Genomic DNA, 26,290 nt, shown 5'->3' on the forward strand with positions numbered 1-26,290 from the left:
ATGTCAAGCAAATATACAAAAATAAATGATCTTGCAAATTATTTTTGATGCAACAAATCGGGGCTTGTTTTTTTAGCAGTTTTTGATTTGGTTGCGCGTTGATAATCTTTGAAAATGGCGACACAAATTTTTGGATAACAAAGTGCTTCTATTTTTTTCGGATTGTTTACGCTTACTGGAAAACGTATGGACGAAACGCCCGCTGTAATTGTTTTTCCAGCTTTATCCAAAATAGAATATTGAACGGTCATTTCGCGTTCATAAATATTATCGCTTGTACTCATATCTGCATCGCTTTTCAACACGTGTTTAATGTCTAATTCATTGATAAAAATAAATACATCTGCTCCATATTTTTTATTCAGTTTCGGCAATAATAACTGATTGGTTACTTTCGTATTCATAAAACCTTGCTGCGCATTTACGTCCGTATTTACTTGTCCGTTTATCATTTGATGCGTGTCTTCCTGATTTTTTTTTGAAGATGCTTTCGCGCTTGTATCGGGCACCGCATCGTATTCGTACGTAATATTTTCATAAATATATTGCAATTCGTTGGTGTCCGAAAGCAAAGAAATCGGTGCGTAATTTCCTTTAAATTGAAGTGCCAGTGAAGTGTTTAAATTGTTCCGAAAATTTGCCCACATTTGTGGATAGGTCATTTTTGTTTCTTGCGAAATGTACAAGTCAATTTCCGACATATACATTTTTGGTTCAAAAGGAATGATTAACATTTTTTCCTTTACTGTTGTGGACGAAGTAGTTTGCGAAAATAATTTTTCGGAGCGTAAAAGCAGATTCGAAAAAATCAGAAAAAAGAAAATTATTTTTTTCATGTTCAAAAAATTATTTTCCGAAGAGGCGTAAAACATCGTTTCCATTGGCGTATAAAACCAAAGCCAATAAAATTAACATCCCAATATATTGTGCGTATTCCAATACTTTTTCAGGAACTTTACGTCCCGTAATTACTTCTATCAATAAAAATAAAACGTGTCCGCCATCCAAAGCTGGTATCGGTAAAATATTTAAAAATGCCAACATAATGGATAAAAATGCGGTAAACGACCAAAAGCGTTGCCAATCCCAAACGGGGCTGTATGCCTTGCCGATAGAGATAAATCCGCCGATGGATTTGTGCGCATCTTTCACAGTAAATAAAACATCTACCTGTTTCAAATAACCTTTAAACGTTTCGTACGCCGTTTTTATTCCTGCTGGAAAACAGGTAATGAGATTATAATTTTGTATTTTGAAATCTAAAAATTTATCCATCGGAACAGGTCCAAAACCAAGCATTCCGTCGTTTCCAATCGTCGCAGAAAGATTTTTTTGAACGCCATTTCTTTCCACAGTTATAGCCAATATTTTACCTTTATTCGTTTGTAATTTTTTTACAATGTCTTGAAAAAATGGAGTCGGAAAACTGTCAATCGCCATAATTTTATCACCTTTTTGCAAACCTGCTTTTATGCCCGGCATATTTGGTACAACCGTGTCAACAACGCAAGGATAGCGCGGTTCAAAAAGAACGCCTTTCCCTTTTTTTATTAAATTGCTGATTAAACTTTCCGGAATCGGAATGTTGAGTGTTGTACCATTTCTGTCTACTTGTACTGTTTTCGCTTTGTTGAGAATAATGTCCAACGTAATTTTATTGAAATTATCTTCTTTTACGCCGCCAACAGAAATAATCTTATCTCCATCCTGAAATCCTAATTTCGCAGCAATAGAATCGCAAGTAACGCCGTATTTTACATTTTGTGTTGGCAAATAATCTTGTCCCCAAGTCAAAGCAATCATCGAATAAATAAACATCGCGAGCAGCACATTCACAGTAACGCCGCCAATCATAATAATTAAACGTTGCCAGGCTGGTTTTGCCCTAAATTCCCACGGTTGCGGAGCTTGGTTCAATTGTTCTTTGTCCATGGATTCGTCAATCATTCCAGAAATTTTCACGTATCCGCCTAAAGGCAGCCAACCGATTCCATATTCCGTTTCTCCTTTTTTAAATTTGAAAAGCGAAAACCAAGGATCAAAAAACAAATAAAATTTTTCGATGCGAGTTTTAAAAAGTTTGGCAGGTATAAAATGCCCCAGTTCGTGTAATATTACAAGTATGGATAAACTTAAAACTAATTGTTCGGCTTGTGTTGCTGCTCCCATTTCTTAAATTTTTACGCTTTGTGCGTTGTTCAATTGCTGAATTAATTCTGTTGCTTTTATTCTTGTTTCTTTATCTGTTTCCAGATAATCGGCGTAGCTTGGTTGTGCTGAAAAAAATATTTTTTCGAGGCACTTTTCAATCAACACGGACATTTGCGTGAACGATATTTTATCTTGTAAAAAGGATTCCACTGCAATTTCGTTTGCTGCATTTAAAATACAAGGCATATTTCCGCCTTTTTCCATCGCAAAATAAGCGAGGGCAAGATTACGAAAAGTTTTTATATCCGGCTTTTCAAACGTGAGCGAAGGATAATCCATAAAATTTAATCTCGGAAAATTCGATGAAATTCGTTGTGGATAAGCCAACGCATATTGAATCGGCAATTTCATGTCCGGCAATCCCATTTGCGCTTTGATGGAACCATCAGTGAACTGAACCATGGAATGAATAATGGATTGTGGATGCACCAACACTTCTATCTGTTCTGGTTTTAAATGGAATAACCATTTAGCTTCGATTACTTCCAAGCCTTTGTTCATAAGGCTTGCCGAATCAATCGTAACTTTTGCTCCCATCACCCAATTGGGATGTTTCAGCGCGGCTTCCTTTTTTACTGTTTCCAGAAACGCAATATCTTTTCCACGAAACGGTCCGCCAGAAGCGGTCAAAAATATTTTTTCAATTGGATTGTGAAATTCTCCAGCAAGGCATTGAAAAATAGCGGAATGTTCCGAATCCACGGGATAAATATTTACTGCATTTTCTCGCGCCAGCGAAGTAATTAATTCTCCGGCAACTACCAAAGTTTCTTTGTTGGCAAGGGCAATCGGCTTTTTGGCTTTGATGGCATTTATGGTAGAAGGCAATCCTGCAAAGCCGACAATGGCTGTCAAAACAATGTCAACGCTGTCCATTTCCACAATTTGGGCAATCGCATCTTCGCCAGCAAAAACTTTTATTTCCTTTGATTGTAACGCTTCTGCAACTATTTTGTATTTTGATTTGTCCGCAATTACCACTGCATTTGGATGAAAGCGAAGTGCTTGTTGAATGAGTAAATCTGCATTATTTCCAGCTGTTAACACTTCCACCGAAAAATGTTCGGGATGTGCAGCAATCACTTCTAATGCTTGCGTACCAATGGATCCAGTAGAACCAAGGATGGCAATTTTTTTCGGAATTTGTTTTTCAGTGTTCAAAAAAATATTTTTTCGAGGACGAATTTACGGTTTAAAATTAATCAATAATAGCACTGCATTGGGAGCATCAGAAAAATAATTTTTCAAAGAAAGATATTCGTTATTGTTTATTAAAAAAGCATGTATTGTTGAGGATCTATAGGCGTTCCGTTGTACCAAAGTTCAAAATGCAAATGTGAGCCAGTGGTTAATTCACCCGAATTTCCAATAATCGCAATGGCTTCTCCAGCTTTCACATAATCTCCCATTTTTTTTAACAAAACGGAATTGTGCTTGTAAATAGAAATCAAATTATTGCTGTGCTGCAATTCAATCACATAGCCCGTTTGAGACGTCCAGCCAGCAAAAACAACTGTTCCATCAAGTGTTGCTTTAATGGCATCGTTTTCATTCGCAACAATATCAATTCCATAATGCCCAGTCGAAATATTAAAAGCGTTCGTTACCATTCCCTTTACCGGTGTAAAGAAGAAAAAATTACTAATGCCGCCCGTTTTGCTTTTGTTGTTAAATACCAAGGAATATTTATCTTGAGTCTCAATAGAATCACGCAAAGCGGAGTCTTGTGGAGAAGGCTTTACATTTATTTTCGCAGCTACATTTGTAGTATCTGGGCGTTGTTCGTTGCCTTTCCCTTCGAGGTTTCCAGAAACAATATTATTGATATTTTGGATGTACATATTTTTCGCGGAAAGCACTTGCTCCAGCGAATCGGCTTTTGCAGTAAGAACAATTAATTGTCTGCGGAAGTTTAAATCGGTATATCCAGGAATATACTCGCGCAAGGGTGTAAACGCGATTAAACTGGTTACAACCACAATCAAAAAAATGGTGATGGATCCGATAAAAATAAAGAGCGATAAAGGAGATAACTTCAACGAAGCTTTTTCTTCAAAAGTGGCGTCGTTCATAACCACAAGCCGGTATTTGCCTTTCAGCCACTTTACAGAAAATAATTTATTTTTTTTCTCTTCCATTCGGGATACTTTTTCAAAAGCGTACAAATATCGTAAAATCTAAGTGAATATTGTTGTACCATTTATTCGTTGCAACATTGACTGCTGAGGAGTAAAAACACCATTCTAAAATGATACTGTATATTTGCCCAAGTATCTGCAACAGCAAACACATTTGAAAACAACCATGCTTACAAGTCCGAAACCGAAAATTTATATTCTACTGTTGTTATTGCCCCTGTGTTATTTCCTGTACAGCCTTTTGCAAGTCTATCAATATTATCCGGATTTTACCACAATGATAGATCCATACTATGCTTACTTGATGAATGGGACTAATTTGGCGGGCGGGCATTTGGAAATTGGACATTTAGATCATCCCGGAACTCCCGTACAATGTTTTGCAGCACTGGTTATTTTCATCAAACATTTATTTTCCGGAAGCGGTATTCCTGTTTACCAGGATGTGTTATTGCATCCAGAAAGTTATTTATTAGCCTGCAATTTTGCTGTATTAGCGCTATTTATTGTTACTAATTATTTAACCGGAATTTATGTTTATCGTCATACATCATCAAGGTTTAAGGCGCTACTTTTTCAGGCCACACCGCTGCTTTTACAAGGCGTATTAGTTCGAACCACAAAATTGGCTCCAGAAGCTTTCCTTATTATTTTTGGGACTTTTTTTATGGCTTATTTCTATGTTCATTTTATACAAGAGAATCTCCCAGAAAAAAAATCCAATAACCCATTAATTATCAGTGGGGTATTTATCGGCTTGCTGATAGCGTGTAAGTTTACAGCAGCTGTCGTAATAATATTGCCATTGTTCGTTCTAAAAGGAATAAAGCAAAAAATATTTTTTACACTAACAGTGTTTGTTGCTTTTCTATTTTTCATTATTCCAGCTCTTCCTAAAATAAATTATATTTTTCATTGGCTATCCAGTTTATTGACTCATGAAGGAAAATACGGACAAGGAAGTGAAGGCTTTGCCAATGCTTCAAAATTTAGTACCAATCTGTATCATCTATTCACTACCGATTTTGCTTTTACAAGTATTTTCATTTTTATCTCTGTCGCATTTATTTCCATATTATTTGGAAAAAATTTCAAAAAGAAAATAAATCGAATAAACACTCGCGCTATACAAGGTGCTTGGATTTATGTAACAGTATTAATCATTTTTGTAGCAAAGCACTATAATTTTTACTATTTAATTCCATCCGTTTTAGTATTTCCATTGGCACTTATTATTATCTATGAACAATTTTTTTCTGCGGATAAAACTATTTTTTTCATCCATAAGAAAACAGTTGTTGTCGCTTTTTTAGGTATTTTGTGTTTCGTCCAAATTAAATGGTATAAAGAAAATACCAATCTAAATCGCCCGAATTTACAGGCAATGGAAAGTATTCGGAGTTTTATGAAAACAAAAAAAAATATTCCGGTAATCGTTAATAATGCCTATTATTCAAGTTTTATAGAACCAGCTTTGTATTTCGGAGTTGTTTATTCTGGCAGTATGCAAAACGAATATTTTACTTTTTTAAAAAAAATATATCCTAATTCGTATTTGTATAACAGCGATGTTGGTGGCATTGTTAATTGGGAATGGGGTTCAAAAAAGGCAGTTATATTGCCAACGTGTTTTTTTGCCAAGTATCCAAAAACGCTTGTTTATTTCATAGATTACGACTCTGCTGCTTGTTACCAATTGATGAATAGTTTTGTAATTTGGAATGGAATAACTTTAGGCAAATACAAAAGAGTATATGACAATCCGCTCGTGAATGAAAAAATGTTTCAGATTGATGCAGATACTGCGCTATCGAAAAAATGTATTATGCAATCACTCCTATTGTAAAATACGAAAGGTTCGATAATATGATCCGACATATAAAATCTCACCTGTTTGAAATTCACCTATTTTTCACAATCTTTGCCGCCTTAAATAAAAAATCTCCATGAAAAAAATCTCCTTTATTGTCCTTGCTGCATTGGCTTTTGCTGCTTGTAAAACTTCCAAACACACCACTACATCTACGATGCCAACCGTAAAATTAGATACTGTTTATAAAGTAGCTGATGCTCCACATCCTCCTATTTATAGAGGTTCTGCCAAAATGGCAAGTAAGTTAATGCACACCAAACTCGAAGTAAAATTTGATTATGCAAAAGCATTTCTTTACGGAAAAGCAACTATTACCGCGCAACCTTATTTTTATGCAGACAGCACGTTTATCCTTGATGCTAAAGGTTTTGACATCCACGAAGTAGATTTGGTAAAAGGAAATACGAAATCGAAATTAAATTATACTTACGATGATACTACTTTATCTATTCAATTAGATAGAATCTATACACGCAACGATTCTTTTACCGTTTTTGTGGATTATACCGCAAAACCAAACATGTTAAAAGCGGGAGGTAGCGCTGCTATTACGGATGACAAAGGACTTTATTTTATCAATCCTGATGGAAAAGAAAAAAATAAACCGCAACAAATCTGGACACAAGGTGAAACACAATCTAATTGCTGCTGGTTTCCAACAATCGACCGTCCAAATCAGCGTCAAACTTGCGAAATTTACATGACCGTTGATAAAAAATACGTAACACTTTCAAACGGAGCAATGGTTTCTCAAAAAGAAAACGGAGACGGAACACGCACCGATCATTGGGAAATGAATTTGCCTTTTGCGCCTTATTTAACAATGATGGCTGTGGGCGATTTTGTGATTACGAAAGATCATTGGAAAGATCGCCCAGTGGATTATTATTTAGAACCTAAATATGCGCCGTATGCACGCGATATTTTTGGAGATACGCCAGCGATGATTGATTACTTTTCAAATACTTTAAAATTTCCGTATGCCTGGAATAAATACGATCAAATTGTGGTGCGCGATTATGTTTCGGGAGCGATGGAAAACGTAACAGCAACGCTTCACGGAGATTTTGTACAACGCACCAAACGCGAATTGCTCGATAATAAAATGGGCAACGAAGACATTATTTCACACGAACTTTTTCACCATTGGTTTGGCGATTTAGTAACCTGCGAATCGTGGTCGAATATTCCGCTTAACGAATCTTTTGCTACGTATGGCGAATACATGTGGCGCGAACATCGCTTTGGCAGAGATGCTGCGGATGAATTGATGCAAGAAAATTTGAGGAATTATTTAGCAGGCGCAGCCGATCAACACGTAGATTTAATTCGTTTTCATTACAACAGTCGCGAAGATATGTTTGATTTGAATTCGTATCAAAAAGGCGGTTGCGTATTGCACATGCTTCGCAATGTGGTGGGCGACGATGCCTTTTTCAGTGCACTTCATTTGTATCTCGAAAAAAATAAATTTTCATCTGTCGAAATTCATAACCTCCGTTTAGCTTTCGAAAAAGTAACTGGAACAGATATGAATTGGTTTTTCAATGAATGGTTTTTGGCAACTGGAAACATGGAATTGAAAATACAATCCACTTACAATGACACTACAAAAAAGGAAATGGTGAGTATTTCGCAAACGCAAGACTTTAAATATGCACCGCTTTATACGATGCCGATTGATGTAGATATTTATTTCAACGGGAAAAAAGAGCGTCATAAAATTACTATCAGCAAAGTAGATCAAACATTTAGTTTTGATGTACCCGTAAAACCAGATTTAGTAAATGTGGACGCACAAAAAATGTTGCTGTGCACCAAATCGGAAAACAAATCTATGGATGAATGGGCGTTTCAATACAAACACGCACCGCTTTATTTAGATCGTTACGAGTCATTGGATAAATTAAGCGAATCCATAAATATGGATCCAACCGCAAAATCTACAATGCTGAGTGCTTTAAACGATCCTTATTTCTCATTACGCGTATTCGCCATCGAAAAATTACACAACGATACAGACATTACCTTCGAACAAAAATTAATTGAAATGGCTAAAAATGATGCAGAATCCACAGTTAGAAGTCATGCCTTGAAATCACTTTCTGCTAATTTTAAAGGTGCTGATTTAATGGCTTTGTACCAAAATGCATTAAACGATAGTTCTTATATGGTAGAATCTACAGCACTGTTAGCAATTGCTAAAACGGATCCGAAACAAGCTGTTGCATTGGCAAAAAAATATGAAAATAATCCTTTCGGAGACATGGATGCTGCCATCGAACATCTTTATGGAACTGACGGAACAGAGGCAGATAACGCCTTTTTCTTGGAAGCTGCCAATCGCAGTTCAGGTTTCACAAACATCGGCTTAGCAATAAACTACACGGATTTTCTGAAAAATTGTTCCGACACAACGATTGACAAAGGCTTGCCTGTATTGGAAACAATTGCGAAAGATCCGATGAGTAAATGGATTCGTTATTACGGAAAAAAAGGCTTGAACAGTTTGATGGATATGTACAGCGACCGCGAAGACAAAGCAACTGAACAACTCAAAACAAATCCTTCCGATACAAAATCGCAAAGTGATTTATCCGAAATAAAAAACCAAAAAGAGAAAATCAAAACTATTTTGAGTGGTTTGGGAGCGGATGAATAATTTGTTCTTTCAGTATTTTTAGCTTCAATTTACCTGAGAAAATCCACTTCGAAAAATTAATTTTTTCGTGGCAATAAAATTTTAATTTTGCAGACCAATTTAAAATCCTGAAAGTGGAAAACATTCGTAATTTTTGCATCATTGCTCACATTGATCACGGGAAAAGTACGCTCGCCGATCGTTTGTTGGAATACACGAATACTATTTCCAAACGCGATTCTCAGGCGCAAGTGTTGGACGATATGGATTTGGAACGCGAACGTGGCATCACGATTAAAAGTCATGCCATACAAATGAATTTTGAGCGCAACGGACAAAAATACATTCTCAATTTAATTGATACGCCCGGCCACGTTGATTTTTCGTACGAAGTTTCACGTTCCATTGCCGCTTGCGAAGGTGCTTTGCTGATTGTGGACGCCGCTCAAGGCATACAAGCGCAAACGATTTCGAATTTATATTTGGCGTTGGAACACGATTTGGAAATTATTCCGATTCTCAATAAAATTGATTTGCCAAGCGCGAATCCAGAAGAGGTGAAAGATCAAATTGTGGATTTGTTGGGCTGTAAACGCGAGGAAATTCTTTCTGCCAGTGGAAAAACAGGCGTAGGCGTTTTCGAAATTTTAGATGCTATTATTGATCGTATTCCGGCTCCGAAAGGCGATCCTGAAAAACCGTTGCAAGCACTTATTTTTGATTCGGTGTTTAATTCTTTTCGTGGTATTATCGCCTATTTTCGTGTGATGAATGGGACTTTGAAAAAAGGTGATCGCGTAAAATTTGTGGCTACCGGAAAAGAATATTTTGCGGAAGAAATCGGAATTTTAAAATTAAAACAAGAATCGAGAAACGAAATTTCTGCCGGAAATGTCGGCTATATTATTTCAGGAATTAAAGAAGCGCGCGAAGTAAAAGTGGGCGATACCATTACACGAATGGATAATCCGTGTACGGAAATTATCAAAGGATTTGAAGAAGTGAAGCCGATGGTTTTTGCTGGAATTTATCCCGTGGATACGGATCAATTTGAAGAGTTGCGCGCCTCGATGGAAAAATTACAATTGAACGATGCGTCATTGACGTTTGCTCCAGAATCCTCTGCTGCATTGGGTTTCGGCTTTCGTTGCGGATTTTTGGGAATGCTTCACATGGAAATTGTTCAAGAGCGTTTGGAACGCGAATTTGACATGACTGTAATTACCACCGTACCCAACGTATCGTACATCGCGTACACCACAAATGGCGACGAAATGGTAGTAAACAATCCTTCTGATTTGCCCGATCCAAGTAAAATGGAACGCGTGGAAGAGCCTTATATCATTGCAAATATTATTACGAAATCCGAATATGTCGGTTCGATTATGTCGCTGTGTATTGAAAAACGAGGTATCATAAAAAACCAAGTTTATTTAACCACGGATCGTGTTGAACTTATTTTTGAAATGCCTTTGGGCGAAATTGTTTTTGATTTTTACGATCGCTTAAAAACAGTTTCAAAAGGCTACGCATCGTTTGATTATCATCCGATAGAATATCGAACTTCGGATTTAGTAAAGTTAGATTTACTTTTAAACGGCGATCAAGTAGATGCATTGTCTGCTTTGATTCATCGCAACAATGCGCAAAATTTCGGAAAGAAAATTTGTGAAAAATTGAAAGAATTAATTCCGCGCCAACAATTTGAAATTGCGATACAAGCTGCTATTGGTGCTAAAATTATTTCTCGCGAAACGGTGAAAGCCATTCGTAAAGATGTTACTGCAAAATGTTACGGCGGCGATATTTCTCGTAAACGTAAATTACTCGAAAAACAAAAAGAAGGAAAAAAACGGATGCGTCAAGTAGGCAATGTGGAAATTCCGCAATCCGCATTTATGGCGGTGTTGAAGCTAAGTGAGTAATTTTTGAAGGCATTAATCGAACTTGAAATACACTAATTTAAGGGCTTCCAAAAAATATTTTTTCATTCGGAAATGGATTTTCAGAAAGTAGAACAAGTTCCCTTTTTTTTTATCCTCGGTAAATCGAGATCCGGAACTACTTTGCTACAAACGATACTGGACGCGCATCCGAACGCCATGGTTCCAGTCGAATCTATTTTTTTAGTATATCTGAAAAAAAAATATTTTCGAATTAAAAACTGGAACGAAAATCGAGTAAATCAATTTATTAATGATTTATATAAGGAGCGAAAATTTCGATATTTCTGGAATGAGGATCGAGAAAAACTACGCGCCGATTTGCAAGCTATTCCCAAAAATAAAATTTCATTCGCGCTGCTTTGTAAATATATTTATTTGAATTATTCTTCTGTTTTTACGAAAGAAAATATTCAACTGATTGGAGATAAAAATCCGGTGTACCCTTTTTTTATATCCGATATTTTGGAAGTTTTTCCAGATGCGAAATTTATACATTTGATTCGTGATTATCGTGATGTCATTGTATCGAGTCGTGAAGCACTTACCAATAGAAGTGCCGCGTATTTTGCGTACGAATGGAGAGATGTAAACGAACGTATTGAAAAAGAAAAAGCAAAACATTCTTCTGCCTTTTACACGCTCAAGTACGAAGATTTAATTACAGATCCCGAATTTTTCTTGAAAGAAGTTTGCGCTTTTTTAATGCTGTCGTATTCTCCTAAAATACTTGATTTTTACAATCGCCCAGAAAACTATTTTTACAATAAAGCGCACGACAATACGCGCCAGCCGATTAATAAAAAAAGCATGGATAAATGGAAATCAAAGCTGAGCGAAAAAGAAATTTTAATAGCTGATTTTATTGCTGGAACTTTCGCAAAAAAATATAACTATGAATCGGAGGACATTCGAAAAAATATTTTTTTGAACGTTCTTTTTTGGACTGCAATGTTGCGTCAAAAAATGGAGGTTTTTATTTTCAGATGGTATCAAAAAATGCCAATTAGATTCAAAAATACGAAAGCGATTCTCGCTAAAAAATTTCATGTTTTTTCGCATCACAGTCGAGCGGAAGATCGCTTTTTGAAAGGAAAATAAAATATAGAAGGTGCTTCTCTATTTCCTAAATTTATTTTTCAAAACAAAAATAAATACTATTTTGCTCTTCGAAAAATTATTTTTTCAATCTTATTTTTCTTAGTTTCTTTTTTCTTGAAAAAATAATTTCATTTCTATTTTTTCTTTCTTTTATCTTGAAACAAATGAAAGAAACAAAGAATAATTCAAGGCTGTGATTTCTCATTTCATTTTCGCTTCCTGAAGCCTATTCGTCGGGTGATTTCCTCGCATTCGCTCGGAGCTTCCTGAACTCATCACGTCTTCATTTTGCTAAAATTTTATTCGAAATCAGATACCGTTTTATGGCGTTCAAAAAAATAATTTTTCAAATCAAAATTACTTCAACAAATTTCCGAGGGCGTTGTCGTACATGTCTTTTGCTTCTTTAATGTTGCCATAAGATTCGTCATCAATCAGCATTTCGGTATCATATACTTCTCCAATAAAATTAAATTCCACGTCTTCGTTCATCAACAAATTAATGAAATTGTCTTCGTCTTCTTTTTTCACGGAAACGACTACACGACTTTGCGCTTCGCCAAACAGAAAAGCATCTTTCCGAAATTCGTTATCGCTGCTCACATCAAAACCTAAACCACGTGGCATCGCTGATTCCGCCAACGTAATAAACAAACCCCCGTCGGAAACATCGTGTGCCGATTGTATCAAACCCGCATTTATCATTGCTTTGATAGCTTGTTGTACTTTGTATTCTTCGTCCAAATTAAAATGAGGCGCGGGAGAATTTTTTATTTTATGAAAAGAATAAAGGTATTCCGAAGAAGAAATATCGTTTTGTGATGCGCCAATTAAATAAATTAAATCGCCTTCGTTTTTAAAATCAAGTGTCATTTGCGAAGATTTATTTTTCAGAATTCCCAACATACCAATTGTAGGCGTTGGAAACACTGGACCTTCAAACGAAGACTGATTGTAAAAACTCACATTTCCGCCAGTTACTGGCGTTTGAAATTTCAAACAAGCAGTGCTCATTCCTTTGATGGCACTTACAAATTGCCAATATACTTCGGGATTATACGGGTTTCCGAAATTCAAACAATTGGTAATAGCAGAAGGTTCACCTCCGCTACAAACTATATTTCGTGCAGCTTCTGAAACGGCAATGGCACAGCCCGTTTCCGGATCGGCATTTACGTAACGTGCGTTGCAATCTACCGTTAATGCAATAGCTTTTTCAGTTTCTTTGATGTTTACAATAGCAGCGTCAGAAGGTTTGTTGGTGCTCATATTCACAGTTCCCACCATCGAATCATATTGATTATAAACCCATTTTTTAGATGCAATATTTGGATGCGACATCAAAAATTTCGCAACACTTTTTAAATCACTTGGCAATTGAACGGAATCCATTTTAAATTTTTTCGACTCCGCAAAAGATGCAGGCTCTTTGTATTCGCGCTCATAAACGGGCGCTCCGCCGCCCAACACCAAATCATCTGCCGGAACATCCGCCACTAATTCATCGCCCATAAAATAATGCAAACGCTGTGTGTCCGTTACTTCGCCGATGATGGCGCAATTCAAATCCCATTTCTCGAAAACAGCTTCTACTTCTTTTTCCATTCCTTTTTTCACGATGATCAACATCCGCTCTTGACTTTCGGAAAGCAGGATTTCAAAGGCTTGCATATTGGCTTGACGTGTCGGAACTTTGTCTAACCAAATGTTCATTCCGTGTTTTCCTTTCGCGCTCATTTCAGAAGTAGAACAAGTAATTCCTGCTGCGCCCATATCTTGCATGCCAATAACAGCGCCTGTTTTAATCACTTCTAAACTTGCTTCCAACAATAATTTTTCTTGAAAAGGATCGCCTACTTGAACAGCAGGTAAATCTTTTGCGGAATCTTCGGTAATATCTGCGGAAGCAAAAGTAGCTCCGTGAATACCGTCTTTTCCGGTGGCTGAACCAACAATGTAAACTGGATTTCCAGCTCCGTATGAAGTAGCCGAAACCATTTCGCCAGCTTTGATAATTCCTGCGCTCATGGCGTTTACCAACGGATTGGTGTTATAACATTCGTCAAAAAATACTTCTCCGCCAACAGTTGGTATCCCGAAAGCATTGCCATAATCGCCAATACCCTTTACCACACCCTTCACCAACCATTTTGTTTTTTCTAATTTCAAATCACCGAAACGCAAAGAATTTAATTGCGCAATCGGTCGCGCGCCCATCGTAAAAATATCGCGATTAATTCCGCCAACTCCCGTTGCTGCACCTTGATAAGGCTCCAATGCAGAAGGATGATTGTGCGATTCTATTTTAAAAGCGCAACCCAAACCATCGCCAATATCTACCAAACCAGCGTTTTCTTCACCAGCTTTTGCCAACATGTGCGGACCATCTTTCGGAAGTTTTTTTAACCACGTAATGGAATTTTTATACGAACAATGTTCGCTCCACATCACCGAGAAAATACTCAACTCCGTGAAGTTTGGCGTGCGTCCGAGTATGGATTTTATCTTTTCAAATTCTTCGGGTAAAAGCCCGAGTTTTTTTGCTGTATCTATGTTGGTAAGTTGTTCTGTTGCCGTTGCTGCCATAAATTTATTTTCTAAGGAAGCGTAAAGGTAAGAAACTGTTTAACGTCCTTCAAAAATTATTTTTTTGAAGTGATAAAAGAATAGACATAATAAAACGGCATAGGATTCCTTACTTTTTATTTTGTTTGACTTAAAATAACGTATTGGAGAAGTACTTTTTGAGAAATGAGATTCTTGTATTCCTTGTGAGATAAATGAAATTACTCTATCCCAATGTGGATAAGCGCGTCGCCTTGATTGATAACTGGCATATTATTGATACCAACGATGTAGCCATCGGCAGGAGCCAACATTTTTTGAGTAATTTCTCCGTAAGGATCACCAATCATACCAATGGTTTCACCTTTACGAACATGCGCGCCGTTTATTTTTGATGTGTGAAACAAACCAGAAATTTTGGCACGCACCCAAATGGATTTACTGATAACAACAACTGGATTTGGAGGCACTCCAGAAGCAATCATTTTATAATGACGCAACACGCGCAAACAACCATTCAAGCCTTCGTTGATAGAGGTATAATCGAAACGCGAAGATTCGCCACCTTCAAAAACCAATACTGTTTTTCGCTTGCGCGATGCTTCTTTACGAAGCGAATTATCGCGGTATGTTGAATTGACTATAAGCGGCGGAGAAAAAATCTTCGCCAAGTCCATGTTCGCTTTTTTGCTTTGAACACAGCGTATTTGCGGATGATTATTCAGCTTCAAACCTCCCGTATGGAAATCAATTCCGAAATCAATTTGCGGAATAATCTCATTCATTAAATCATAGGCAATCCGACTTCCAAGCGAGCCGTTTTTAGTTCCGGGGAAACAACGATTCAAATCGCGGCCATCGGGTAAATCTCTTTTTCCGTTGATAAACGAAACAATGTTAATCACCGGAATCACAATCACAGAGCCACACAGCGGATTTTGAATATCTTCTCTGCCCAACAATCTGCGAATAATTTCGATGCCATTAATTTCGTCTCCGTGCATTCCGGCTAAAAATAAAATCACAGGACCAGGTTTCAAGGAACGAAACACATACACCGGAATATCAATAATAGTACGGGTTGGGAGGCGGTATACATTTAAATTGACTTGCGCAGAATTTCCGGGGAGAACGCTGGTGCCATTTATAATAATATTTTTTTGCATCTTTTTCAACCTTCGAAATTAGCTTTCGCTGTGAAATTCATTTCGCTCAATGTATTCAATTATTTTTCCAGCAATGTCCACACCCGTAGCACCTTCAATACCTTCCAAGCCAGGCGAAGAATTTACTTCCATCACCAAAGGTCCGCGTGCCGATTGCAACATATCCACGCCCGCAATGGCAAGACCTAATTTTTTAACGGATTTAATCGCCGTTGCTTTTTCTTCCGCGGTCAAATCAATTAATTGGGCTGTACCGCCGCGGTGCAAGTTGGAACGAAAATCGCCCGCCACACCTTGTCTTTTCATTGCTCCCACAATTTGTCCATCCACCACAAATGCGCGAACATCCGCACCTTTCGCTTCTTTGATAAACTCTTGCACCAAAATATTTACTTTTACATCTAAAAAGGCTTCTATCACTGATTTTGCAGAGTTATGCGTTTCTGCCAAAATAACGCCGATGCCTTGCGTTCCTTCCAACAATTTAATCACAACGGGCGCTCCGCCTACTTGTTCAATCAAGCTATCAATGTTTTTTGGGGTAGATGCAAAAGCAGATTTTGGCATACCAACACCTGCACGCGCCAACAATTGCAAGGAACGCAGCTTATCGCGCGCGCGAACCAAAGCTTGCGATTCCACAACGGAAAATATTTTCATCATTTCGAATTGCCTTACTACGGCTGCTCCGTAAAACGTAACCGACGCACCAATACGCGGAATAACAGCATCCACGCCTCGCACTTCTTCCCCTTTGTAAAAAATATGCGGGCGACTTTTTTCAATCACCAACACACATTTTAAATGATCGAGCACCGCAATCTCGTGTCCGCGCTTTTCCCCAGCTTCAATAATTCTTTTGGTGGAATACAAATTTGGATTCCTTGATAGAATAGCAATTTTCATAGCTTAAAATTTTATTTTTCAGGTATTTTGTGAATTGATTTTTGGGACGACCACGTATTTTCTAAGGCAACATCCACGATAAATTTATTGCGAATTAATTTCCGCCCGATTAAAACTGGATAACGCATATTGCCTCTATCGCTCAGCGAAATGATGGAATTTATTTTTTTACCCGCTATTTTAATAACTGTTTTCACGACAAATCGTTTTTCAAAATCGCCAAACGAATTTTTAATTTTCTTTTCGCTGAATTCCGTGAAACGAAGCTCCTGCTTATTCGATTCAGGATGCGAAGGATCCAACAATTTGAAATACAAAATATCGTTCCCGTTTTCGTTTTTCAAATAAATATCGTGGCAATGCAAAGCCGTGGTATACGCGCCAGTATCTATTTTCGCGATAATATCAAACAAGCCCAGCATCGGAAAATCAATTTTTTCCGTGCGACCGATTACGCGTTTTTGTTTTTCTGTCGGATTGCCGCTGTTCATTAGAAGCGCAATTTAATTATTTTTTGAGGAGCAAAATTGGTGCTTCGAAAAATTATTTTTTTGAACGGACTTTTACCTTGCAATATAATGTTTGGAAATCTCGTTACCATTAGGTTTTCAATTAGAAGATATATTGAAAAACAGAAAAACCGATAATCAAGGAAATCCAAGAGATACAATGATTTGGACACTATTTAAATCCGACTATGAAAATAGTTCGATACGGAAAACGAATCTGAAAGCATTTGATATTATCGGACGTGAAATTAATTTTTAACAAACAAGCAAAAATAAATTTTCCCAATACGGGAACTTTTTGTATTTTTGTACAAATCGTTTAGCTTGAGAGTAATTGCTAAAAAAAACCTTCGTAATTTTTGGACTAAGCACAACGACTGTGAATCACAATTAATGGCTTGGTATCATGAGGCTAATAAAGCAAAATGGAAAAATCCAACTCAAATAAAACGAGAGTTTCCAACAGCAAGTTTTCTTAAAGATAACCGAGTTGTGTTTAATATAAAAGGAAACAATTATCGCTTAATTGTTCGGTTAAATTATGATTACGGAATAATTTGGGTTCGCTTTATTGGAACACATAAAGAATATGACAAAATAAACGCAAATACAATTTAAAATGGAACACAAAGTAATTAAAAACGAAAAAGAATATCAAAATGCGTTAAGCAGACTTGATAAAATTTTTGATGCAAAAAAAGGTACAAAACAAGGCGATGAATTAGAGTTGCTTGCTTTGCTTATTGATAAATATGAACAAGAAAAATATCCTATCGAATTGCCCGATCCAATTGAAGCGATTAAATTCAGAATGGAACAATTAGGCTACAAACAAAAAGATCTTGCAATAGCTATTGGACTAAAAAGTCGCGCCAGCGAAATCTTAAATAAAAAACGAAAATTAACTCTTGAAATGATTCGCAAATTAAGCGAAACACTCAACATCTCGACAGACATTTTAGTGAAAGATTATTGATTCGGAAAAAATATTTTACTCCTACGGATTTGAAATGGGTTTGAAAAATTATTTTTTTGAAAACGCTTTTTTGTTTCAAAAAATATGTTTGAAAAATTTATTTTTTACCGTACGTTATTACAAACTCTGTTTGTGAATACGCAGCATAAGCATTTAGCTGTTCTGCAATGTATTTACTCCATTTGTTTTGCATAGTAGTATCTATAGAATGATTTGTTTCTTTATCATATTTATCTTCTTCCGAATTTGCAGCTCCATCTACACTCCGATACATTTTATAAAATTCTATTTTAAACTGATTATAATTAATATAGGAACTATCCTGCAATTGCTTTCTTAACATTCTTGCATAAAGTTCATTTATATCAAAATGCCCTTGTTCATGCTCCAATATTTCGTTAATTAAATGGCTTTTATCCAAGGACTTGCTAGATAATGATTTAAAGAAAATATCGTAAATACCTACTTTTATAGATAGATTATCAATAGGTTTTAGACTATAATCAATTCCTGAATTTGTTCCAGCTGCCTCAGGCGCATATTTAGAAAGCGGTTTTTCAAAATCTTTCCAAGTCAGTTTTCTGTCGGGAGACCAAATTATCTCATCGTTTTTTGAGTTTGGCTTAAAAGCCATACAAAGCGCTAATAGAGCTATAAGTGCAAGCGATTTTTTCATAAAAATAATGAGTTTTAAAATTTAATTTTTCAACCTTTCAACTTCCCAACCTTTAAACCTTCTAACTTAAAATTAATAATTAATCTCTTGTTCTTCCATATCCGCGGGCAGTTCACGAAATTCATATTGTTGATTTCGTAATTGCGGTTCGAAACCAGCTTCACGAATAGCTTCCTGAATGCCTTTAGCAGTAAAGCGATGCGGAGCTCCGGCTGCGGAAACTACGTTTTCTTCAATCATGATAGAACCAAAATCGTTGGCGCCTGCATGCAAACAAAGTTGTGCCGTTTGTTTACCAACCGTTAACCACGAAGCTTGTATATTTTTAATATTCGGCAACATAATTCGGCTCATCGCAATGGTACGAATATACATTTCGGACGATACATTATTCGTGATGCCTTTGTGGCGTTTCAACAATGTGCCGTCATCCTGAAAGGGCCAAGGAATAAAGGCTAAAAATCCTTTCGCGTCTTTCGGTTTTTCTGCTTGTACTTCGCGAATTAAAACCAAGTGTTCAAAGCGCTCTTCTAATGTTTCGATGTGTCCGAACATCATTGTGGCGGAAGTAGTAATGTGCAATTGATGTGCAGCGCGCATGACATCCAACCATTCTTTTCCAGTACATTTTCCTTTTGAAATTAATCTGCGAACGCGGTCGTTTAAAATTTCGGCTCCTGCTCCTGGCAAACTATCTAATCCCGCTTCTTTTAATGCTTTTAAAACGGCAGTGTGCGTTGATTTTTCGAGTTTCGTAATGTGCGCAATTTCGGGCGGACCGAGTGCGTGTAATTTTAATTTTGGATAAAGTTTTTTGATTTCTTGAAAAGTATTTACATAAAATTGCAAACCCAATTCAGGATGATGTCCGCCTTGTAGAAGCAGTTGATCTCCGCCATAACGAAAGGTTTCTTCAATCTTTTTTTTGTAAGTTTCAATATCGGTGATGTACGCTTCTTTGTGTCCGGGAATGCGATAAAAATTACAAAATTTACAATTTGCAATACAGACATTTGTCGTGTTTACATTGCGATCTATTTGCCAAGTTACTTTTCCGTCCGGCTTTTGTTTTTTGCGCAACTCGTCTGCTACAAACATTAAATCGGGCGTTGGCGCATTTTCAAACAAATACATTCCTTCCGAAATAGAAAGAAAATCGAAACGCGAAGCACGTTCCAACAATTCATTTATTTTCAAATTATCTTTTTGGAAATTCATCAATACAGGGAATAGAAATTGGAATTATATCAAACAAATTAATCGTACTTTTACGCTTCAAAATTACAAATAATCCCATGACGAACATCACAAAAAAAACAAGTATTTCGGGCAACGATAACATTTTATTGCTTTGCAGCGCGAAAACAAATTTGGTAAATTTCGGTTTAACAAAAGCTGAAGCTGATTTTGTAAAAAATGAAATCAGTAAAAACGAAAAAAAATTTCTTACCATCAACCAATTAAAACGTTATGTTTTTATTCAGTTGATTGACGAAAAAAAAGATGCCTATTTAACGTTAGAAGCACAACGCAGAGCGGGAAGCAACTTAACTAAAATACTGAATAAATTTAAAATTTCAGATATTTGTTTGCTGGATACCGAAAATAAATTTTCGGAAATGCTCGCTTTCGCGGAAGGACTTGTACTTGCGAATTATCAGTTTTTGAAGTATAAAAAAGATGTAAAAAAAGAAACAAACGCTTTGAAAAATGTTTTTCTGAAAGGCGAAAAAATTTCTGCAAAAGATATTGAAGAATTACAAATTATAATTGATGCCACTTGTAAAGCGCGTACGCTGATTAACGAACCTGTTATTTATTTAACAGCCGTTCAAATGGCGAAAGAGTTTGAAAAAATGGGCAAAGAAGCTGGTTTTAAAGTAGAGGTTTTTAACAAAGCAAAAATAGAAGCCTTGAAAATGGGCGGTTTGCTTGCCGTTAATTACGGAAGTGTTGATCCGCCAACTTTTTCGATAATGGAATGGAAACCGAAAAATGCGAAAAATAAAAAGCCGTATGTGTTGGTTGGAAAAGGTGTTGTTTACGATACTGGAGGTTTGAGTTTAAAACCTACCGCCAATTCTATGGACATGATGAAATGTGATATGTCGGGCGCAGCAGCCGTTGCGGGAACTATTTATGCAGCAGCAAAAGCAAAACTTCCAGTGCATATAATCGGTTTGGTTCCTTCAACAGATAATCGCCCAGGTGTGAATGCTTACACGCCTGGAGATGTAATTACAATGCACAGCGGCTTAACCGTTGAAGTTTTAAATACAGATGCGGAAGGTAGAATGATTTTAGCGGATGCTTTGAGTTACGCACAAAAATACAAACCCGAATTAGTGATTGACTTAGCCACCTTAACTGGCGCAGCAGCAGCAGCCATCGGCAAATACGGAATGGTTGCAATGGGAACAGCAGACGAAAAAAAGTTTTCCGCGTTGAAGAAAAGTGGAAACAAAGTACACGAACGTTTGGTTGAATTTCCGTTTTGGGAAGAGTACGATGAATTGATAAAATCAAGTATTGCTGAAATAAAAAACATTGGTGGACCGCACGCAGGTGCTATTACTGCCGGAAAATTTTTAGCACGTTTTATTGATTATCCTTGGATACATTTGGACATTGCCGGACCAGCGTTTTTAACAGCAGATGATAGCTACAAACCACAAGGCGGAACAGGTGTAGGCGTTCGTTTATTATTCGATTTTTTCAAGAATTTGTAAAATTACGTTTCGAAAAATTATTTTTTCAAAGAGAAAACTATGTCAGAAAATAAAATACGAGTAGGCATTTCACAAGGCGATATCAACGGAATCGGCTTGGAAGTAATTTTAAAAACAGTGATGAATCCAACCTTGTTGGAATTGTGTACTCCCATTTTATTCGGTTCGCAAAAAACGGTTTCGTACCATCGCAAAGCTTTGGGAATTGAAGATTTCAGCTTTAATCCCGTTAGAGATTTAGAAGCCATCAATCACAAACGTGCTAATATTTTTAATTGTTACGAAGAGGAAGTTTCCATCGAGCTTGGAAAAGCAACGGAAGTTGCCGGAAGATACGCGCTTAAATCATTGGAAGCTGCTTGCGATGCCTTGGAAAAAAAGAAAATTGACGTGCTGGTAACGGCACCAATTAATAAACATACTATTCAATCCGATAATTTTAAATTTGTAGGACACACCGAATACCTCGAACAAAAATTTGGAAAAAATGGAAGTTTGATGTTGATGGTTGCCGACACATTGAAAGTAGCGTTGGTAACAGGACACCTTCCAATTGAAAAAGTAGCAGCAGCCATTACTACCGAAAAAATTATTCAAAAAGCTACTTTATTACATCGTTCTTTATTGGAAGATTTTGGAATCAGAAAACCAAAAATTGCAGTTCTTGGATTAAATCCGCACGCTGGAGATAATGGAACGATAGGCAATGCAGAGGAAACGATTATCAAACCTGCTATTCAGAAATTAAGAGAAAAAGATGTTTTTGCTTTTGGTCCGTATGCCGCAGATGGATTTTTTGGCTCTGGCGCGTACACCGGATTTGATGGCGTTTTGGTAATGTATCACGATCAAGGATTGATTCCGTTTAAAACAATTTCTTTTAACGATGGCGTAAATTTTACTGCTGGATTGCCCGTTATTCGGACTTCTCCCGATCACGGAACGGCGTATGATATTGCCGGAAAAAATAAAGCAGACGAGAGTTCATTTCGCAAAGCAATTTATTTGGCGTGTGATATTTTCAGAACGCGCAATCAATATGCAGAAATAAGTGCGAACCCTTTGAAAATTAATCCTATCAAAAGAGAGCGTTAGAAAATTATTTTTTTGAACGTTGATTTTTACCCTTCATGAAAAATTTTTTCAGAAAAATAATTCGTATTTGTTGGAAAATACTACTCGCTTTTTTTGTGTTGAGTATTTTTTCTGTTCTTGTATTTCGCTTTGTTCCTGTGCCTTTTACGCCTTTGATGCTAATCAGATGTGTGCAACAAAAAATATCTGGAAAGGAATTAAAATTAGATAAATCCTGGGAATCTTTAGATGCGATTTCTCCGAATTTGCAGTTGGCTGTGGTGTGTTCCGAAGATCAAACTTTTTTGACAAATCACGGATTCGATTTTCAGGCAATGGAAAATGCGTATGATCACAACGAGAAAAATCGGCACATCCGTGGCGGAAGTACGATTAGTCAGGAAACGGCAAAAAATGTTTTTTTGTGGACAGGTAGAAATTATTTTCGCAAAGGAGTGGAAGCGTATTTTACTGTTTTAATAGAATTTATTTGGGGCAAGAAACGCATTATGCAAACCTATTTGAATGTGATTGAAATGGGCGATGGCATTTACGGAGCCGAAGCCGCTTCGGAAAAATATTTTCACAAACACGCCAAATACCTCACCAAAAGCGAAGCTGCTTTAATTGCTGCCGTTTTGCCCAATCCCAGAAAATGGAATCCTGCTCATCCTGATGCTTTTATAATTGACCGCCAACAATGGATTTTAGCGCAAATGAATAATTTAGGCGGAGAATTGAAATATTAATTTTTGCATTTGAAAAAATATTTTTTTGAACCCATTTTTAAAGTAAATTTAATATTGGATTATTTAATTTTTGTGTTTCGAAAAATATTTGCGATGAATAAGTATTGTAAAAACTAATCTTAATACCTCCAACCCAATCAATATCCAAAATATAGTTATGTAAGCCTGATTTTGTTTTTCAAATAATCGACTTAGTTCAAATAAAAATCCAAATGAAAGAATCACAAAAGCTATACGAAGAGGAAATTGTCCATAGGTTATTAAAAGTCCTAATTTATTTTGCTTCAATAAAAAAAATGCTGAAAAAACAAGTGATACATAAATCAAAATATAACAAACGGAAATTAAAGAAAAAGCTGTCCAGTTTAATACCTGAGGGATAAAAAATTTATAACTCCTGATTAAGGTGATAATGTCGAGCAATCCAAATAATATTAATAGTCTTTTCAATATTCCTTTTCAATTGCCTATTACACATAAACTTACGCACCTTTTTAGGACTGAAAAAAGCGTTAGAAAAATTATTTTTTTGAACGCCTCAAAAAGCAAAAATTATTTTCTCGAAACCTTCTCCGATACATCCATTTCATTATCATCCGGATGACGATCAATTAATTTATTGTAAGGATCTATTCCAGCTTTTACAGGAAGTTCATCCACCGAAATGTCAAAGCTTTCGTTAGCAGCAGTAATTTTATGTTTCTTCAAATAAATCGGAACATCTGTCCACGTTCCATTAATTTTTTTCTGCGTAAAAATTCCAATATCTATCCAATCGTGCAAAGGCTCAGCAGTTTCATTTCCTAAACTATCGGCGGTAAATTTTTCGCTGTTTGTTTCGATGTGAACCAAGTATTTTTTGTCGGTAGTTTTGGTGTAAGTTGCCGAGACGGTTTTGTTTTCATACAACGTAATTTTCATGAACATATCGTTCACAATATATTTCAAAGAATCCGGTACCGCTTTGTTTAAAAACGTTAAAAATTGCAATGAATTAGTATAAGGCGGATATTGAAATGCTACTTTATGAATGTATTTTCTCAACGCACTATTCAATGTATCTTCTCCGATGTAATCCTGCAAAGCGTACATCACAACACTACCTTTGCGATAATGAATGTATCCTTGATTTTCGACCAAATAAAGCGGCAATTCTTTTTCTCTTTCTGTGGAACGACCGATGAGATAACTATTCATTTCGTACTTCAAATATTTTTTCATTTTGTCTGCACCGAAACGTTGTTTCATTATCATCATAGAAGAATATTGCGCCATTGTTTCAGATAAAAGTGTGGAACCTTGCACATTTCCGCCAATAACTTGATGCGCCCACCATTGATGCGCTAATTCGTGTGCTGTTACGAAATACGGATAATCTATATCCTCCGGATTACTGTCGTCCACATCGGCAATAAATCCAATACCTTCAGAGAAAGCGATGGTGTTTGGAAACGATTGCGCGAAAGGAAAATAATCAGGAGTTTCAACAATGCGCATTTGATCAAATTGGTACGGACTAAAATTTTTGGAGTAATAAGTGAGTCCATCTTTTAATGCTCGGAACATCCTATCCACATTGTATTCATGCCCTTTGTGATAATAAATAGAGAGTGGAATGTTGTTCCAAAATTCTTTTTTTATTTCATATCTACCAGAAAAAAATGCGTAAAAATTTTCCATTTTTTGACGGTTTATATAATGGAAATAATTACGATTATTTGCCGTCCAAGTATTTATTAAATCGCCCGAAGTAAAGGCAGTTTGATCATTGCTGGTACTCACCGTTGCTTCGTAATTTATCCAATCGGCATCATCAGAAATATAAGTATTCATGTGCGCAACGCTGTCATTTACGCGAGCCATCGGTTCTTTAAAAGGCAAACCGAATTTTTTTCGTTCTTCATTATCGCTAAGTTCTCCATTCGGATCGTAACCTATCAAAGGCAAAGAACTATTGTCAATAAAAGTTCCGTTGTGATAAACGCGCAAATCCGAAGAACTGTTTCCAAAACCTTTTGTAACAAAATCAATGTCCATATTCAACACAATGGAATCATTCGGTTGCAAAGGCGAATTTAATTTATAGATGTAATAGCCGGTTTTAGTATCGTTCAGCACTTTCTGGCTCGGAACGTTAAAGCTCATTTCGTTAATTTTAGCTTCGTTATTTTCTATAACATGAATAGAATCAATCGGAAATTTCGAATTGTTTTTAAGCGTGTAAGTGCCTTTGAAAAAAATATTTTTTTTGGCAGGATAAATATCGACGTTCAATTTAACAGCAACAATGCGAGGTTGCGGAATATGTTCGTATTTTTTATACGTTTTTTCATACGCAACTTGCGCTTTTTCTTGCTCGTAACTGGTTACGTATTTATTCAGGATATTGGTGTTGTAAAAAATAAATCCGCCTACTCCGATAAAGGCAATTAATACAAATGCGCTAACTATTTTTGTTGAAAAAGTAAAGCGCGCTTTCGCGATTTTTACGCGTTGCGAAAAAGAAGTTTCGTTTCCGCGAATCCAAAATAATTTCGCGATTATCGCTAAAAGCGTTGCAAATAAAGCCCAATATAATTTAAACCAAACAAAAGGTGCGACATAACTTCCGTAACCGTTTAGCGCAGAATACGTCATTCCAGGATCAGAAGCATATTGATACAAGTGATGTTCCAAGCCCATACTTCCCATAAAAATGGAAAATAAATAATATACTACCATCACAAAATAGCCCACGTATTTATTGTTTACCAATACTTGGATAAACATAGACAGCACGCAAATCAGCGCGTAATCAATTAATCGAATGCCAAATAATCCTCGGAGATATAAACCAATTTCGAAATGAAAATAACCATAACAACATTGAATAATAATGCCGCAAAACATCACTACAAAAAGTAAATCTACTTGCACTAAAATTAATGCGAAAAGTTTGGAGATAAATGGCGAACGATCATTGATAGGAAGCGCATCGTAAATTTGACTAATTTTTAATTCGCGCTCTTTCCACACTAATTCGCCCGAATAAAA

Annotated in this window: 21 protein-coding genes; 10 read left to right on the plus strand and 11 right to left on the minus strand. The window is 36.4% G+C overall.

Translation table 11 applies throughout. From position 1 onward, the window contains the following. Positions 1-38 precede the first annotated feature (38 nt). The 4 genes from ABIZ51_09730 to ABIZ51_09745 form a co-directional block, all read right to left on the minus strand. Complete coding sequence (locus ABIZ51_09730) at positions 39-836, minus strand: hypothetical protein (GenBank protein ID MEO7089059.1); 798 nt, start codon at positions 834-836, stop codon at positions 39-41. Between the two features lie 10 nt (positions 837-846). Further along, complete coding sequence (rseP, locus tag ABIZ51_09735) at positions 847-2,169, minus strand: RIP metalloprotease RseP (protein MEO7089060.1); 1,323 nt, start codon at positions 2,167-2,169, stop codon at positions 847-849. Positions 2,170-2,172: 3 nt separating this feature from the next. Further along, positions 2,173-3,372, minus strand: a complete 1,200-nt coding sequence (locus tag ABIZ51_09740; protein ID MEO7089061.1) for a 1-deoxy-D-xylulose-5-phosphate reductoisomerase — start codon at positions 3,370-3,372, stop codon at positions 2,173-2,175. Between the two features lie 110 nt (positions 3,373-3,482). Further along, the gene (locus ABIZ51_09745) at positions 3,483-4,349 is read right to left on the minus strand and encodes a M23 family metallopeptidase (GenBank protein ID MEO7089062.1); all 867 of its coding nucleotides are present in this window, start codon (positions 4,347-4,349) and stop codon (positions 3,483-3,485) included. 277 nt (positions 4,350-4,626) lie between these two features. Between ABIZ51_09745 and ABIZ51_09750 the strand changes: the two genes are divergently transcribed. From ABIZ51_09750 to ABIZ51_09765, 4 genes are all read left to right on the plus strand, one after another. Next, on the plus strand, positions 4,627-6,195 hold the full coding sequence (locus ABIZ51_09750) for a hypothetical protein (GenBank protein MEO7089063.1): 1,569 nt from the start codon (positions 4,627-4,629) through the stop codon (positions 6,193-6,195). 100 nt (positions 6,196-6,295) lie between these two features. After that, entirely contained in the window at positions 6,296-8,884 is a 2,589-nt protein-coding gene (locus ABIZ51_09755) for a M1 family aminopeptidase (GenBank protein MEO7089064.1), read from the plus strand. Positions 8,885-8,997: 113 nt separating this feature from the next. After that, complete coding sequence (lepA, locus tag ABIZ51_09760) at positions 8,998-10,788, plus strand: translation elongation factor 4 (protein ID MEO7089065.1); 1,791 nt, start codon at positions 8,998-9,000, stop codon at positions 10,786-10,788. Positions 10,789-10,860: 72 nt separating this feature from the next. Next, positions 10,861-11,907, plus strand: a complete 1,047-nt coding sequence (locus tag ABIZ51_09765; GenBank protein MEO7089066.1) for a sulfotransferase — start codon at positions 10,861-10,863, stop codon at positions 11,905-11,907. A 357-nt stretch (positions 11,908-12,264) separates the two neighbouring features. Here ABIZ51_09765 and purL read toward each other — a convergent pair whose 3' ends face one another. From purL to ABIZ51_09785, 4 genes are all read right to left on the minus strand, one after another. Next, complete coding sequence (gene purL / locus ABIZ51_09770) at positions 12,265-14,493, minus strand: phosphoribosylformylglycinamidine synthase subunit PurL (GenBank protein MEO7089067.1); 2,229 nt, start codon at positions 14,491-14,493, stop codon at positions 12,265-12,267. A 200-nt stretch (positions 14,494-14,693) separates the two neighbouring features. Next, entirely contained in the window at positions 14,694-15,638 is a 945-nt protein-coding gene (locus ABIZ51_09775; protein MEO7089068.1) for a succinylglutamate desuccinylase/aspartoacylase family protein, read from the minus strand. 18 nt (positions 15,639-15,656) lie between these two features. Beyond that, entirely contained in the window at positions 15,657-16,544 is an 888-nt protein-coding gene (rimK, locus tag ABIZ51_09780) for a 30S ribosomal protein S6--L-glutamate ligase (protein MEO7089069.1), read from the minus strand. 11 nt (positions 16,545-16,555) lie between these two features. After that, on the minus strand, positions 16,556-17,035 hold the full coding sequence (locus ABIZ51_09785) for a RimK/LysX family protein (protein MEO7089070.1): 480 nt from the start codon (positions 17,033-17,035) through the stop codon (positions 16,556-16,558). Between the two features lie 133 nt (positions 17,036-17,168). On the opposite strand from ABIZ51_09785, the gene ABIZ51_09790 reads away from it, so the two are divergent. The 3 genes from ABIZ51_09790 to ABIZ51_09800 all read left to right on the plus strand — a co-directional run bounded on the left by ABIZ51_09790 (position 17,169) and on the right by ABIZ51_09800 (position 18,029). Continuing rightward, positions 17,169-17,312 (plus strand): hypothetical protein, encoded by a 144-nt coding sequence (locus ABIZ51_09790; GenBank protein MEO7089071.1) that lies wholly within the window; start codon positions 17,169-17,171, stop codon positions 17,310-17,312. 65 nt (positions 17,313-17,377) lie between these two features. After that, complete coding sequence (locus tag ABIZ51_09795; protein MEO7089072.1) at positions 17,378-17,671, plus strand: type II toxin-antitoxin system HigB family toxin; 294 nt, start codon at positions 17,378-17,380, stop codon at positions 17,669-17,671. Position 17,672: 1 nt separating this feature from the next. Next, positions 17,673-18,029, plus strand: a complete 357-nt coding sequence (locus ABIZ51_09800; GenBank protein ID MEO7089073.1) for a helix-turn-helix domain-containing protein — start codon at positions 17,673-17,675, stop codon at positions 18,027-18,029. A 97-nt stretch (positions 18,030-18,126) separates the two neighbouring features. On the opposite strand, the gene ABIZ51_09805 is transcribed toward ABIZ51_09800, so the two are convergent. Together ABIZ51_09805 and mqnC are read right to left on the minus strand one after the other, a co-directional pair. Then, a complete protein-coding gene (locus ABIZ51_09805; GenBank protein ID MEO7089074.1) occupies positions 18,127-18,705 on the minus strand; it encodes a hypothetical protein in 579 nt (192 codons plus the stop codon). A 72-nt stretch (positions 18,706-18,777) separates the two neighbouring features. Continuing rightward, on the minus strand, positions 18,778-19,902 hold the full coding sequence (gene mqnC, locus ABIZ51_09810) for a cyclic dehypoxanthinyl futalosine synthase (protein MEO7089075.1): 1,125 nt from the start codon (positions 19,900-19,902) through the stop codon (positions 18,778-18,780). A gap of 98 nt (positions 19,903-20,000) precedes the next feature. Here mqnC and ABIZ51_09815 point away from each other — a divergent pair, with 98 nt between their 5' ends. Genes ABIZ51_09815 through mtgA form a run of 3 tightly spaced genes read left to right on the plus strand, consistent with a single transcriptional unit; the run spans position 20,001 to position 23,257 of the window. After that, entirely contained in the window at positions 20,001-21,434 is a 1,434-nt protein-coding gene (locus ABIZ51_09815; GenBank protein ID MEO7089076.1) for a leucyl aminopeptidase, read from the plus strand. 39 nt (positions 21,435-21,473) lie between these two features. Then, entirely contained in the window at positions 21,474-22,529 is a 1,056-nt protein-coding gene (gene pdxA / locus ABIZ51_09820; GenBank protein MEO7089077.1) for a 4-hydroxythreonine-4-phosphate dehydrogenase PdxA, read from the plus strand. 35 nt (positions 22,530-22,564) lie between these two features. After that, positions 22,565-23,257: a monofunctional biosynthetic peptidoglycan transglycosylase gene (mtgA, locus tag ABIZ51_09825; GenBank protein MEO7089078.1), complete on the plus strand. Its 693-nt coding sequence runs from the start codon at positions 22,565-22,567 to the stop codon at positions 23,255-23,257. A 552-nt stretch (positions 23,258-23,809) separates the two neighbouring features. On the opposite strand, the gene ABIZ51_09830 is transcribed toward mtgA, so the two are convergent. Continuing rightward, positions 23,810-26,290 (minus strand): M1 family aminopeptidase (locus ABIZ51_09830; GenBank protein ID MEO7089079.1); only part of this gene is annotated, 2,481 nt, incomplete at its 5' end.

The organism is Bacteroidia bacterium (assembly GCA_039924845.1).
Taxonomy (GTDB): domain Bacteria; phylum Bacteroidota; class Bacteroidia; order DATLTG01; family DATLTG01; genus DATLTG01.